Source organism: Propionicimonas sp. (genome assembly GCF_034927565.1).
Taxonomy (GTDB): Bacteria; Actinomycetota; Actinomycetes; order Propionibacteriales; family Propionibacteriaceae; genus Propionicimonas.
This window is the reverse complement of the sequence record NZ_JAYFPT010000081.1, coordinates 1-12,692: the sequence shown is the minus strand read 5'-3', so window position 1 is coordinate 12,692 and position 12,692 is coordinate 1. Positions and strand designations below refer to the sequence as shown.

12 protein-coding genes and 1 pseudogene are annotated in these 12,692 nt (G+C 69.9%); 10 read left to right on the top strand and 3 right to left on the bottom strand.

Going from position 1 to position 12,692, the window contains the following annotated elements:
- From VB080_RS13035 to VB080_RS13015, 5 genes and pseudogenes are all read left to right on the top strand, one after another.
- Window positions 1–531: pseudogene (locus VB080_RS13035) on the top strand (DNA polymerase III subunit gamma and tau); the annotation flags it as partial.
- Window positions 532–600: 69 nt separating this feature from the next.
- The gene (locus VB080_RS13030) at window positions 601–927 is read left to right on the top strand and encodes a YbaB/EbfC family nucleoid-associated protein (protein WP_323418885.1); all 327 of its coding nucleotides are present in this window, start codon (window positions 601–603) and stop codon (window positions 925–927) included.
- 145 nt (window positions 928–1,072) lie between these two features.
- Complete coding sequence (recR, locus tag VB080_RS13025) at window positions 1,073–1,684, top strand: recombination mediator RecR (protein ID WP_323418884.1); 612 nt, start codon at window positions 1,073–1,075, stop codon at window positions 1,682–1,684.
- Window positions 1,681–2,511 (top strand): Cof-type HAD-IIB family hydrolase, encoded by an 831-nt coding sequence (locus VB080_RS13020; RefSeq protein ID WP_323418883.1) that lies wholly within the window; start codon window positions 1,681–1,683, stop codon window positions 2,509–2,511. The genes recR and VB080_RS13020 overlap by 4 nt, the downstream gene beginning before the upstream one ends.
- 182 nt (window positions 2,512–2,693) lie before the next feature.
- The gene (locus VB080_RS13015; protein ID WP_323418882.1) at window positions 2,694–3,443 is read left to right on the top strand and encodes a hypothetical protein; all 750 of its coding nucleotides are present in this window, start codon (window positions 2,694–2,696) and stop codon (window positions 3,441–3,443) included.
- Window positions 3,444–3,652: 209 nt separating this feature from the next.
- On the opposite strand, the gene VB080_RS13010 is transcribed toward VB080_RS13015, so the two are convergent.
- Window positions 3,653–4,366 (bottom strand): MgtC/SapB family protein, encoded by a 714-nt coding sequence (locus VB080_RS13010; protein WP_323418881.1) that lies wholly within the window; start codon window positions 4,364–4,366, stop codon window positions 3,653–3,655.
- 512 nt (window positions 4,367–4,878) lie between these two features.
- Between VB080_RS13010 and ileS the strand changes: the two genes are divergently transcribed.
- Both ileS and VB080_RS13000 read left to right on the top strand, forming a co-directional pair.
- The gene (gene ileS / locus VB080_RS13005) at window positions 4,879–8,214 is read left to right on the top strand and encodes an isoleucine--tRNA ligase (RefSeq protein ID WP_323418880.1); all 3,336 of its coding nucleotides are present in this window, start codon (window positions 4,879–4,881) and stop codon (window positions 8,212–8,214) included.
- Window positions 8,215–8,216: 2 nt separating this feature from the next.
- Window positions 8,217–8,885 (top strand): alpha/beta hydrolase, encoded by a 669-nt coding sequence (locus VB080_RS13000; RefSeq protein ID WP_323418879.1) that lies wholly within the window; start codon window positions 8,217–8,219, stop codon window positions 8,883–8,885.
- Between the two features lie 106 nt (window positions 8,886–8,991).
- Here VB080_RS13000 and VB080_RS12995 read toward each other — a convergent pair whose 3' ends face one another.
- On the bottom strand, window positions 8,992–9,786 hold the full coding sequence (locus VB080_RS12995; protein ID WP_323418878.1) for an SDR family oxidoreductase: 795 nt from the start codon (window positions 9,784–9,786) through the stop codon (window positions 8,992–8,994).
- Window positions 9,783–10,631, bottom strand: a complete 849-nt coding sequence (locus tag VB080_RS12990) for a shikimate dehydrogenase (protein WP_323418877.1) — start codon at window positions 10,629–10,631, stop codon at window positions 9,783–9,785. The genes VB080_RS12995 and VB080_RS12990 overlap by 4 nt, the downstream gene beginning before the upstream one ends.
- Before the next feature lie 365 nt (window positions 10,632–10,996).
- Here VB080_RS12990 and VB080_RS12985 point away from each other — a divergent pair, with 365 nt between their 5' ends.
- The 3 genes from VB080_RS12985 to VB080_RS12975 all read left to right on the top strand — a co-directional run.
- Complete coding sequence (locus VB080_RS12985; protein ID WP_323418876.1) at window positions 10,997–11,338, top strand: metalloregulator ArsR/SmtB family transcription factor; 342 nt, start codon at window positions 10,997–10,999, stop codon at window positions 11,336–11,338.
- Complete coding sequence (locus tag VB080_RS12980) at window positions 11,335–11,817, top strand: SRPBCC family protein (protein WP_323418875.1); 483 nt, start codon at window positions 11,335–11,337, stop codon at window positions 11,815–11,817. The genes VB080_RS12985 and VB080_RS12980 overlap by 4 nt, the downstream gene beginning before the upstream one ends.
- Before the next feature lie 499 nt (window positions 11,818–12,316).
- Window positions 12,317–12,692 (top strand): EamA family transporter (locus tag VB080_RS12975; RefSeq protein ID WP_323418874.1); only part of this gene is annotated, 376 nt, incomplete at its 3' end.

Genomic DNA, 12,692 nt, shown 5'->3' with positions numbered 1-12,692 from the left:
GCCCCAACCGGGAGCGCGGCACCTGCGCCCGGCGGCTTCGGCACCGCCGATCTGCGCCGGCTCTGGCCCGACGTCCTGGAAGACGTGAAGCAGCGCCGCCGGGTGACCTGGATCCTGCTCAGCCAGAACGCCCAGGTGGTCGAGGTACGCGACGGCGTGCTCACCCTCGGGCTGTCCAACCAGGGGGCCCGGGAGAACTTCGTCCGTGGCACCCACGCCGACCTGCTGCGCGCCGCATTGCAGCACGTGGTCGGCGTGGCGCTGCATGTCGATCCGATCGTGGACGCCGGGGCCACCCCACCCGCCAGCCGGCCGGCCAGTCAGGCAGCACCGTCCCCCGAGCCGCCGTCGGAGCGCTCGGCGGCAGCCCAGTCGGCCCGCGACAACCTGCACGTCCACACCTCGCCGGTCACACCGGACGAGCCACCGGCCGAACCCAGCCGTGACGACGACACCGTGGACGACGAGAGTTCCGGCGACGACCTGCTGCGCCGCCACCTCGGCGCGGAGTTGATTGCCGAGGACGAGTAGCCGCGCTCACCGGCCCACCCGGACTGTCGCAGCCCACCGGTAGGCTTGCCGCAACCGAAGGAGACCAGCATGTTCGATCCAGGCAGCCTCGATCTCGAGGGGCTGATGGCCCAGGCACAGGCCCTGCAGGATCAGCTCGAGCGCGCCCAGGCCGAGCTGGCCAACTCCCGCATCACCGGCTCGTCCGGCGGCGGGCTCGTCGAGGCGACCGTGAGCGGGACTGGCGAACTCGTCAGCCTCGCGATCAACCCGGAGGTCGTCGATCCCGACGACACCGAGACCCTGGCCGATCTGGTGGTCGCCGCCGTCCGGGACGCCAACACCCGCGCCATGGCGGTCGCCCAGGCCACCATGCCACCGCTGCCCGACACCGGCATCCCGGGTCTGGGGCAATAACATCCCATCCCGGCGACGGGATGGGAGAATCGGGACGGCAACGGGCTGTCCAGTCCCGGGCGGTCGGCGATGGCCAACTCGCCAACAACGCGGTGCTTGACCTCGCCGGGACGCACAGAGCCCGGCCGGCGGGCAGAGGAGGAATGTGTACGAAGGCCCCATCCAGGAGCTGATCGATGAGCTCGGCCGGCTGCCCGGCATCGGGCCGAAGGGCGCCCAGCGAATCGCGTTCCACATCCTCACCACCGACAAGGCCGATGTCGAACGGCTCGCGCAGGCACTGCGCGAGGTTACCGAGAAGGTCCGGTTCTGCGACGTCTGCTTCAACATCTCTGCTGAACAGACCTGCCGGGTCTGCCGCGATCCGCGCCGCGATCGCACCTCCATCTGTGTCGTGGAGGAGCCGAAGGACGTGGCAGCGATTGAACGCACCCACGAGTTCCGCGGGCTCTACCACGTGCTGGGCGGCGCGATCTCGCCGATCGACAACGTCGGCCCCGGCGACCTGCGGATCCGTGAGCTCTGCCTGCGACTGGCCGACGGCACCGTGCAGGAGGTGATCCTGGCCACCGATCCGAACCTGGAGGGCGAGGCCACCGCCACCTACATCTCGCGGTTGCTGGTGCCGATGGGAGTCACGGTGTCCCGGTTGGCGTCCGGCCTGCCGGTCGGCGGCGACCTCGAGTACGCCGACGAGGTCACCCTCGGCCGGGCGTTCCAGGGACGCCGGCGCCTGACCGAGGACAGCCGCGCGTGACCGCCGTCGTCCCCACGTCCGCCATCAAACTGATCGCCACCGACCTGGACGGCACCCTGCTGCGTCCCGACAAGACGATCAGCCCACGCACCGTCGACGCGATCGGGCGCGCCCATGCCGCCGGCATCCAGGTGGTGGTGGCCACCGGACGCTACCCGACCTCGCTGCCCATCCTGCTCGCCCCGACCGGCATCGACTACGCGGTCGCCAGCAACGGGGCGATCGGGCTGCGGCTGTCCACCGGCGAGATCCTGTTCGAGGATCTGATGCCGCCGCAGACCGCCGCCGAGATCGTCGGCTTCCTCTCCACCACCTTTCCCGAGGCACGGTTCGAGGTGGTCCGCGAGCACGGCACCGTGCACGTCGTCGAGCCGGGCTACTTCGACCTGGTCACCGACTACGAGCACGCCCACTTCCCGCTCAACTACCTGCGGCGATCCCGCGCCGAGGTGATCGCCGAGCCGCTGCTGAAGATGGCCGTCCGGCACCCTTGGGTGAGCGAGGAGACGATGCTCGAGGCGCTGCTGACCTCCGGGCTCACCGGCTTCCATGCCTGCACCTCAGGAGCGCCCTTCCTGGAGATCGAGGGGCCGGGGGTCACCAAGGCCAGTGGCGTCGCCCAGTTGTGCGAGCACCTCGGCCTGCTGCCGGAGAATGTGATGGCGGTCGGGGACGCCGGCAATGACATCGAAATGCTGGCCTGGGCCGGCATCGGGGTCGCCATGGCGAACGCCGTCCCCGCCGCCCTGGAAGCGGCCGACCACACCACCGCCACCAACGATCAGGACGGTGTCGCGCACCTCATCGAGCGCCTGCTCGCGGCCTGACGTCCAGTTGCAGGGACGGAGCCGCTCGCGACACCCAGTTCCGGGACGGTGCCTGCTCGCGGCCTGACCCCCACGTTCCGGGGACAGCACTTGCCCGGCGGGAGCATGATGGATGCAGGCTCGTTCACGGCCCCTTCCCCGGGCCATGATCGGGCAGCAGACCACCAGGCTCTGGAGGATCCATGCACCACCTGCCAAGCTTCAATCCGCTGTTCGGGCTGTTCGCCGGCCTGCTCCACCTCGTCTTCGTGCTGGCAGTGATCGGCGGACTGGTCTTCCTGCTGGTCTCGCTGCTGAAACGCCGCGACCGCCCCGGCTCTGGAGGCAACGCAAAGAACTGGGGCGTCTTTGGCTACACACCCGACGATCCACACTCCCCGGGTGGCCACGGCAAGAGCGGCCGGGGATGGCACCACCGGGGTCCGCGTCCGCCGTTCGAGGCGCTGCGCATTCTGGACGAGCGGTTCGCCCGCTCGGAGTTGGATGTGGACGACTACCTGACCCGTCGGACGGTCCTGCTCGGCGGGCGCCCGAACGGCATGGAATACGACCCTGGCGCCGGCACCGAGCCACCCGGCCCGGGCGCCCCCAACCCGGGACCGCCATCACCCCAGACCCCTGGGTCACCACCAACCTTTGGCGCGCCCGTCGTCCCGCCCCCGGCGACGCCCCCGGCGACGCCACCGGCGACGCCGCCGACCGGGCCTTCGCCCGCCAGCCCGACTCCGTGGACGCCGGCGACGCCGGAGTCGCCCCCGTCCCCTTCCCTAGATCCGGCCGGCAGCCCTGCGTCCGAAGCCGCGTCAAGCCCGGTTCCGGACTCGGCTGGGGACGACACCGAATCGGAGCAACTACCGCCCCGACTGGCGGACTGGCTCACCCCCGACCAGGAGGCCGAGTCCGAGCCGCGCCGGCCGTCTGAGGGGTACTGAGTCTTCGCAACCCTGGGTGGCGTCCTTCACGACTCGCCAGGAAAACCCGACGCGTGCAGCGTCCACGTCCGGTCGCGCCCACCTGCGCCTGGCTGGCTGGACTCCGTCCATGCGCCCGCCGAGGTGATCTCGGTCAGGTCGACCGATCGCGTGAGCCGCGGCGGCCCGTCAGGCCGCGGCTCAGTCGTCGGTGACCGTCAGGCCGCGGTTCAGTCGTCGGTGATGTGAATCAGCCGGTGAGAACCGGCGGCGACTGATGCCACCCCGGCAAGGTCACGCAGGTCGTCGTCGAGGTTGAGGATCGAGTTCGCCGAACCGGACACCTCCAGGCGGATCTCCTGCAGCCGCTCGCCGTCCTCACCGGGCACGGCGCCGACCACCTGCATGTCGACCACCTTCAGGCCGACATTGCTGACTGCCTGCATGATGTCGCGCAGGACGCCCCGTCCGTCCAGGTAGCGCAGCGTGAAGACGCAGTCGGTCGCCTTGGCATGCGGCATCCGGGCCGACAGCGGACGGATGCCCACCATGACCAGCAGATAGAGCACGGTCACCATCGCGGCGATCAGGTACAGCCCGGCGCCGGCGGCCATGCCCACGGCCGCCACGAACCAGACCCCCGCGGCTGTCGTCAGCCCGCGGACGGCGTCCCGCCGGACGAAGATCAGCCCCGCGCCCAGGAAGCCGATACCGGTCACCACCTGGGCAGCAATCCGGGAGCCGTCGAACCGCGAGAAGTCGCTGGTGACGATGTCCTGGAAGCCGTACTTGGAGACCACCGTGAACACTGCCGAGCCCATCCCCACCAGCGTGTAGGTGCGCATCCCGGCGGCCTTGGCCCAGAACTCGCGCTCGACGCCGATGACGAGCGAAAGACCGACGGCCAGCAGGATGCCCCAGATCGGTTGCCACAGCTCAGGCATGGATCCTCCTTGATCCCCTCAGTCTCCCACCTCCGCGGCCGGACGGACGGCACCCCGCGCCAGGTCGGCTCTGCCGAGCGGCACCCCACACCAAGCCGCTCGCCAGACCGCACCCCACACTAGGGTCGCTCGCCGGACCGCACCCCACACCAGTCGCTCGCCGGACCGCACCCCGCACCAGGCGCTCGCTGCACCGCACCCCGCACCAGGCGCTCTCCCCGATACGCCGTCCGCAAACCCACCCGCACCGGCCAGCCAGCCCTGCCGCTACACTGGACCATCGTCCGCACGGCATGGATGGGGCCATCACCCCGGAGCTGCCGGAAGAACGGCGCACCAGCGCTCACTAGAACCGGCTGCGGCGAACAACGAAGTGGGGCGTCAGGATCCCTGTCATCCCGGTCCGGAGCAAGTCCGGGGTCCGGGGTCTCACAGGGTGCCGGACGTCCAAGAAGGGTGGTACCGCGGGCTCCGGCTCGTCCCTTCGTCAGCGCACGACGAAGGAAAACCAGATGACCGCCCAACCCGAGACCAGCCCGCGCGACCACACTGCGACGTACAACGCGGTGCCGGCAGCGATCGACCTGCCCGCCATGGAGCACGAGATCCTGGACTTCTGGAAGACCAACGACACCTTCTCCGCCACCCTGGCCAAGACCTCCGGCGGCAGGCCCTGGACCTTCTACGAGGGCCCGCCAACCGCCAACGGCATGCCCGGCACCCACCACATCGAGGCCCGGGTGTTCAAGGACGTCTTCCCCCGGTTCAAGACCATGCAGGGCTACCGGGTCGACCGCAAGGCCGGCTGGGACTGCCACGGCCTGCCGGTCGAACTCGCGGTCGAGAAGGAGCTGGGCTTCAACGGCAAGCCCGACATCGAGGCCTACGGGGTCGAGGCATTCAACGCCCGCTGCCGCGAGTCGGTCTCCCGCCACGTCGACGCCTTCACCGAGCTCACCGAGCGGATGGGCTACTGGGTGAACCTCGACCAGGCCTACTGGACGATGGATCCGTCCTTCGTGGAGTCGGCCTGGTGGGCGCTGAAGCAGATCCACACCAAGGGACTGCTGGTGGAGGACTACCGGGTCGCCCCGTACTGCCCGCGCTGTGGCACCACCCTGTCCGACCACGAGCTCGCCCAGGGCTATGAGGACGTCGTCGACCCCAGCGTCTACGTCCGGTTCCCACTGACCTCCGGCCCACTGGCCGGCAAGGCGTCCCTGCTGGTATGGACAACCACGCCCTGGACGCTGGTCTCGAACACCGCGGTCGCCGTCCACCCCGACGTCACCTACGTGGTGGCGACCGAGGACGTGCCCGAGGGCGAGACGCTGGTGATCGCCGAGCCGCTGGCCGAGAAGGTGCTCGGCGAAGGCTGGTTGCTCGGCCAGACCTTCACCGGCAAGGAGATGGAGCTCTGGAGGTACCAGCGTCCGTTCGAGTTGGTCGAGTTCCCGGACGCGGTCGGTGGCACCCATACCGACGCCGGCCGAGCGGAGAGCGCACAGCGTTCTCCCGAGGCCAAGGAAGATCTGAACCAGCGAAACGAGGCACATTACGTCGTTCTGGCCGACTACGTCACCACCGAGGACGGCACCGGCCTGGTTCACCAGGCACCTGCCTTCGGCGAGGACGACATGGCGGTCTGCCGCGCCTACGGGCTGCCGTTCGTCAACCCGATCCGTCCCAACGGCCACTTCGCCGACGACGTTCCGCTGGTCGGCGGACAGTTCTTCAAGAGTGCCGACCCGGCCCTGGTGGACGACCTGCGCGCCCGCGGGCTGCTGTTCCGCAAGCTCGACTACGCCCACTCCTACCCGCACTGCTGGCGCTGCCACACCTCGCTGATCTACTACGCACAACCGTCCTGGTACATCCGCACCACCGCGATCAAGGACGCCCTGCTGCGCGAGAATGAGGGTACGAACTGGTACCCCGAGAACATCAAGTGGGGACGCTACGGTGATTGGCTGAACAACAACATCGACTGGGCGCTCTCCCGCTCCCGCTACTGGGGCACCCCGCTGCCGATTTGGCGGTGCGAGGACGACCACCAGGTCTGCGTCGGCTCCCGCGCCGAACTGTCGGAACTCACCGGTCAGGATCTGTCCGCGCTCGATCCGCACCGTCCCTTCGTGGACGACGTCACCTTCGGCTGCCCGACCTGCGGCAAGCCCAGCCACCGCGTGCCGGAGGTGATCGACGCCTGGTTCGACTCCGGCTCGATGCCGTTCGGGCAGTGGGGCTACCCCTGGGCGCCCGGCTCGAAGGAGGCCTTCGAAGCCGCCTACCCGGCCGACTTCATCTGCGAGGCGATCGACCAGACCCGCGGCTGGTTCTACTCGCTGATGGCGGTCGGGACGCTGGTCTTCGACCAGTCCTCCTACCGCAATGTGCTCTGCCTGGGCCACATCCTGGCCGAGGACGGCCGCAAGATGAGCAAGCATCTGGGCAACATCCTGGAGCCGATCCCGCTGATGGACAAGCACGGGGCGGACGCCGTTCGCTGGTTCATGGCCGCCGGGGGTTCGCCCTGGTCGGCTCGCCGGGTGGGCCACGGCACCATCCAGGAGACCGTCCGCAAAGTGCTGATGACCTACTGGAACACGGTCTGTTTCCAAGCCCTCTACGCCCGCGCCAACGACTGGTCCCCGTCCGCCAACGGGCCAGGGGACGGTTCCCCGGTCCGGGGTTCGGAGCCGATCACGGAACCATCCGGCAATGGCGCGCCGCCGGTTGCCGCGCGGCAGGTACTCGATCGGTGGCTGGTCTCGGCGACCAATCAGCTGGTGCTCGACGTCACTGCCGCCCTGGACGGCTTCGACACCCAGAAGGCGGGGGCACTGCTCTCGGCCTTCGTCGACGACCTGTCGAACTGGTACGTGCGGCGCTCCCGTCGGCGGTTCTGGGACGGCGAGCCGTCCGCCTTGTGGACGCTGCACGAGACCCTTGAGGTGGTCACCCGGCTGATGGCGCCGCTGGTGCCGTTCATCACTGAACGGGTCTGGCAGGACCTGATCGCCCCCGCCGTTCCGGGCGCGCCGGCCTCGGTGCACCTGGCCGACTGGCCGGTCGCGGACGAGGAAGTCATCGACCCGGCGCTCAACCGGGCCATGGCGCTCACCCGCCGGATCGTCGAACTGGGGCGCTCGGCGCGCGCCGAGGCGAAACTGAAGACCCGCCAGCCGCTGTCCCGGGCGCTGGTGCCGTCCGCGGCCTTCGCCAGCCTGGACGACGAGTTGAAGGCCGAGATCAAGGCCGAGCTGAATGTGGTCGAGCTGGGCTCGTTCGCCTCTGCCGGCGACCTGGTCGACCACGTTGCCAAGGGCAACTTCCGGGCACTGGGCAAGCGGTTCGGCAAGCAGACCCCGATCGTGGCGGCGGCGATCGCCGCTGCGGACGCTGCAGCGCTGGCCGCGGCGCTCGCGTCCACCGGCTCGGCCACCATCGAGGTGCCCGACCTGGGCAGCGTCGAGCTCGGCCCCGACGACGTGATCATCTCCGAGCGCCCGCGCGAAGGCTGGTCGGTGGTCAACGAGCAGGGCGAGACGGTGGCCCTCGATCTTGAACTCACCCCCGACCTGGTGCGCGCCGGGCTGGCACGGGAGGTGGTCCGGCTGGTGCAGGACGCCCGCAAGTCGTCCGGATTCGACGTGTCCGACCGGATCACGCTGACCTGGTCACCCGAGGACACCGCGAACGGGATGGCCGTCGCCGAGGCGATCGAGGCCCATGCCGGGCTGATCGCCGACGAGGTGCTGGCGGTCGAGGTCGCCCGCGGGGAGCCGGCGAAGGGCTGGTTCGGTGACGCCGAACTCGGCCTGTGGTTCCAGGTGGCGAAGGTCTGAGCATGAGCGATCTGCCCACCGGCCAGAACCCGTCGACCCTGCCGCCTCCGCCGGTCGTGCTGCTGCACGGCGCGGGCATGCTGCCGACCATGTGGCAGTCCCAGGTCGAGGCGCTGGGCGCCGAGCGCCGGGCGGTGGCGCCGTGGATCGCGGGGCTGCGCCCGGGCAAGCGCTACGAGCTGTCACTGAAGACCGCTGCCGCCGAGGTGGTGGGCGTGCTCGACCGCTCCGGCTATGCCTCTGCCCAGCTGGTGGCCCACCAGTTGGGCGCCATGGTCGCGCTGCAGGCGGCCGTTGACTACCCCGAGCGGATCGGACGGCTGGTGCTCTCCGGCGCGGTGGTGCTGCCTGGCAGGCTCGCGCTCACCCTGCAGAAGACCGCGATCCGGGTGATGCCGTCACGTGCGCTGGAGCAGACCGGCCTCACCCGGGCCGACCTGGCCCGCGCGCTCGACGTGATGGCCGAGGCTGACTTCTCCTCCCGGCTGGGCGAGATCGGGGCGCCCACGCTGATCATCGCCGGCCAGTCGGACACCGCCGGACTACCGTCCGCCAGGCTGCTGGCCGAGAAGCTGCCGGACGCCCGGCTGGAGCTGATCGCCGCCGGCCCGCACCCGCCACTGGAGAATCCGGAGGCCTACAACCGCCTCCTGATCGACTTCCTGGGCTGAAGGACCCGGAGGAGCAGAGCCAAAACCGGTTCCAAACCACCACCCGAGGGGTATCTTCCCTCGACCTGGCACATGGAACCGGATTCGGCGGCTGGGTTGTGTCTCTTCAGTGCTGTCGTCCCGTGAAGTCGTCCATGGTGTGGTTCACACCCAGCAGATCAATCACGGCGTCGGCCACCCCCACCGGCAACAGCCGCAGCAGCGGCAGGGTGTAGAGCGCCGGGGGCAGCAGCAGACGTCGACTGCCCCGCTCGACGGCGTCCAGCACCTTGGTGGCGACGGTCTGTTCGGACAGGATCGGCAGCAGCCAGGGCACCGCCGTCCGCGCGCCGGCGAACATCCCGGTGTCGATGTAGAACGGACAGACCAGCAGCGTGTTCACCGGCGATCCCTGCTGTCGCAGTTCGGCGCGCAACGCCTCGGTGAAGCCCACCATGGCGTGCTTGCTGCCGGAGTAATCGGTCATCCGGGTGCTGCCGATCAACCCGGACGCGCTGGCAATGGTCACCACATGCCCGCGGCGGCGCTGCAGCATGCCGGGTAACAGGGCCTGCGTCACCCGGTACTGCGCCAGCACGTTCACCTCATAGGTGCGCCGGATGTCATCCTCGGTGAGGTCGAGGAAGGGTTTGCCGGTGATCACCCCGGCGTTGTTCACCAGCACGTCCACCGCGCCGGTCTGCGCAGCGGCGCCGGCGACCTGGCCGGGGTCTGTGACGTCCACCGGCAGGAAGCGGACGCCGAGGTCGACCGCCACCTGCCCACCGAGCTTGGCGTCCCGCGCCCAGATCGTCACCACTGCGCCCCGCTGGACGGCACCGGCGGCCATCAGCCGCCCGATCCCGCGGGTCCCGCCGGTGATCAGCACCCGGGCTCCGGCCAACACTGTCCCGCGGCTCATCGCAGCACCTCCGCCAGCGCGGCGTACATCACGTCCGGGTTGGCCTCCCGGCCGGTCCAGTGCCGGATCCCGATGACCCCCTGGTTGACCAGCATGCCGAGCCCGTCGAGGGTGTGGCAGCCGCGGGCGGCGGCCTGGGCGAGGAAGCCGGTGCGCGGCGGGTTCGGGATGACATCGGCGACCAAGGTCTCAGCCGCCACAGTGTCGAAGTCGACGGCGGGCACCGCCGGGTCGGGGAACAGCCCGATCGAGGTCGCATTCACCAGGATGTCCGTACCCGCAGGGGCGGCAAGCGGTCCCCGCCAGGGCAGGTAGGACGCCGCGGCGGGGGTCACCGTGCCGACGTCGCCGGCCAGCGCCCGTCCGCGCTCCTCGCCGCGGTTCACAATGGTGATCCCGGCGGCTCCAGCCAGGCCCAACTCGATCGCGATCGCCCGGGCGGCTCCGCCGGCGCCGAGCAGTGTCACCCGGGCGCCGTGGACATCCATCACCTGTTGCACCGCAGCCAGGAACCTCTGACCGTCGGTGTTCTCACCGACCAGCCGCCCGTCCCGGATCGCCACGCAGTTCACCGCACCGATCAGCCGAGCCGACTCGGCCACCTCGTCGAGGTGCTCGATCACCGCCACCTTGTGTGGCAACGAGCAGTTGAACCCCAGCCACCCCATCGCCCGGGCGCCGCGCACCGCGTCGCCGAGCGAGGCTGGCGGCACCTCGCAGGTGAGGCAGCGGGCGTCCAGCCCGAGGTCGCGGTAAGCGGCCTCGACCATCGCCACGGTGGGGTTCTCCGCGGCTGGCTGGGCGAACAGGCCGGTCAGGGCGCTCAGGAACGAAGCAGTCGGCATGGCCACAGTCTGTCATCGCTCCCCCCGACCAGACCCGAACCACCGGCATCCCTGCAGCACGGCCCCGATCCCGGGCACCCCGCCGGCGTAGTGGTCGTGACACGGGCGTGTGCATGGCTTCGATCCACCGCCGGCTACGGGGTGGCTGTCGGGATACTGCGGCTCGATGTATCCCCGAGTACTCGTGAGCGCTCCCAAAGCCATCGAACCGCGGAATTGCGACAGAGACCGCCGCGCACAACCAGCAGGACCCGACACCCGGGCCCGAAGCGGGCGCTGAGCGAAACCCGCTATTCAACCAGTTGGTTGACAAGTTGGAACAGGCCCTCCTATCTTGTATTCAACCAATCAGTTGAAGAATGGCGATGGACGATCAGCTCTCCAAGGTGTTCTCGGCCCTGGCCGATCCGACCCGGCGTGACCTGGTCGCGCGACTCACGGTCGGCGACGCCACGGTCGGCGAGCTGGCCGCGCCGTACGACATCAGCGTCCAGGCGGTGTCCAAGCACCTCAAGGTGCTCCAGGACGCAGGTCTGGTGACCAAGACCCGGCAGGCGCAGAAGCGCCCGGTGCATCTGGAGGCGCAGGTCTTCGACCTGATGACCGCCTGGATCGAGCGCTACCGACGGCAGGCCGAGGAGCGGTACTCGCGACTGGACGCCGTCCTGGCCGACCTCAACGCAACCCAGGAAGGCATGGCCTCATGACCGACTTCATCCAAGCCCAGATCGCGGCAGACCCCAACGTCCCGGCCATCCACATCACCCGCGACTTCCGGGCAACCCCGGCGCAGCTGATGAAGGCCCACACCGATCCCGAGCTGTACGCCCGCTGGGTGGGGCCGCACCGGCTCACCACCCGGATCGACTACTGGGACGCCCACCGCGGCGGCAGCTGGCGGTTCACCAACCTCGAGGACGGCGCCGAGTACAGCTTCTACGGCAGCTTCCACGAGATCACCGACGACAAGATCGTGCAGACCTTCACCTGGGAGGGCATGCCGGACAGCGTCTCGCTGGAAACCGTCTGGTTCGAGGATCTCGGCAACGGCATCACCCGGCTGCACGGCACGTCGCTGGTCGACTCCTTCGAGGGACGCGACGCGTGGCTGGCCAGCGGCATGGAAGAGGGCGTCAACGACGGCTACGCCAAGCTGGAGGCACTGATCGCCGCCGCCGAGGTGTAGCGCCGGGCCGTCACCGAACCAGGCGCCGCCCGCCCACACCGAACCGGGTGACGCTCATCCGTCCACCGCACCAGGCGGCTCCCCTCCACCACCGCACCAGGTGGCGCCCGTCCGTCCCCCACGCCAGGCGGCGCCCCTCCACCACCGCCCCGGGTGGGTCCATCCGCCCAGGCCGGGTGCCGCCACTCCACCCCGAACCGGCCCGACATTGCGCGTCCTGGGTCACGTTGCGCCTGTTCCACCACGCGCAACGTGACCTAAGGCGCGCAACGTGGGCGACAGCTGGGGCGGGACGGGGCGGGCAGGACGGCACGGGACGGGCAGGACGGAACGGGGCGGACGGGCAGCAGGACCCGACGGCAGGACCGGGCGGCGCGGCAGGACCGGGCGGCAGGACCGGAGTCGTCACCCGGTCTGAACACGGCGCCGACCACCGCCACCACCGGACTAGGCTGCTCGCGGCCCACTTCCCGGTCGGGCCAGGAGGGATACGGCAGCCGTGGCGGAGACCAGCACGCCGGCGCGGGCCACGGACACCCGTGGCGCGCTGCTCGCTGTCACCGCCTACCTGTTGTGGGGCGCTTTCCCGCTCTACTTCAAGCAGCTCGACCCGGCCGGACCGGTCGAGATCATCGGGCACCGGGTGCTGTGGTCGTTCGTCTTCTGCCTGCTCGGCGTGGTGGTCGTTCGTGCCCTGCCGGAGTTCCGGGCGGTGCTGCGCAATCGACGGCTGCTGGCCGGGCTGATGGGGGCCGGCGTCCTGGTGACGATCAACTGGCTGGTCTATGTCTGGGGAGTGGTGAACGACCACATCGTCGACACCGCCCTGGGCTACTTCATCAACCCGCTGTTCACCGTGACGCTGGCGGTGCTCG

What these genes read in the sequence shown, in the direction of transcription:
- VB080_RS13030 (WP_323418885.1), top strand. Translation starts at nt 601, where the DNA reads ATGTTCGATCCAGGCAGCCTCGATCTCGAGGGGCTGATGGCCCAGGCA.
- VB080_RS13015 (WP_323418882.1), top strand. Translation starts at nt 2,694, where the DNA reads ATGCACCACCTGCCAAGCTTCAATCCGCTGTTCGGGCTGTTCGCCGGC.
- VB080_RS13010 (WP_323418881.1), bottom strand. Translation starts at nt 4,366, where the DNA reads ATGCCTGAGCTGTGGCAACCGATCTGGGGCATCCTGCTGGCCGTCGGT.
- ileS (WP_323418880.1), top strand. Translation starts at nt 4,879, where the DNA reads ATGACCGCCCAACCCGAGACCAGCCCGCGCGACCACACTGCGACGTAC.
- VB080_RS13000 (WP_323418879.1), top strand. Translation starts at nt 8,217, where the DNA reads ATGAGCGATCTGCCCACCGGCCAGAACCCGTCGACCCTGCCGCCTCCG.
- VB080_RS12995 (WP_323418878.1), bottom strand. Translation starts at nt 9,786, where the DNA reads ATGAGCCGCGGGACAGTGTTGGCCGGAGCCCGGGTGCTGATCACCGGC.
- VB080_RS12990 (WP_323418877.1), bottom strand. Translation starts at nt 10,631, where the DNA reads ATGCCGACTGCTTCGTTCCTGAGCGCCCTGACCGGCCTGTTCGCCCAG.
- VB080_RS12985 (WP_323418876.1), top strand. Translation starts at nt 10,997, where the DNA reads ATGGACGATCAGCTCTCCAAGGTGTTCTCGGCCCTGGCCGATCCGACC.
- VB080_RS12980 (WP_323418875.1), top strand. Translation starts at nt 11,335, where the DNA reads ATGACCGACTTCATCCAAGCCCAGATCGCGGCAGACCCCAACGTCCCG.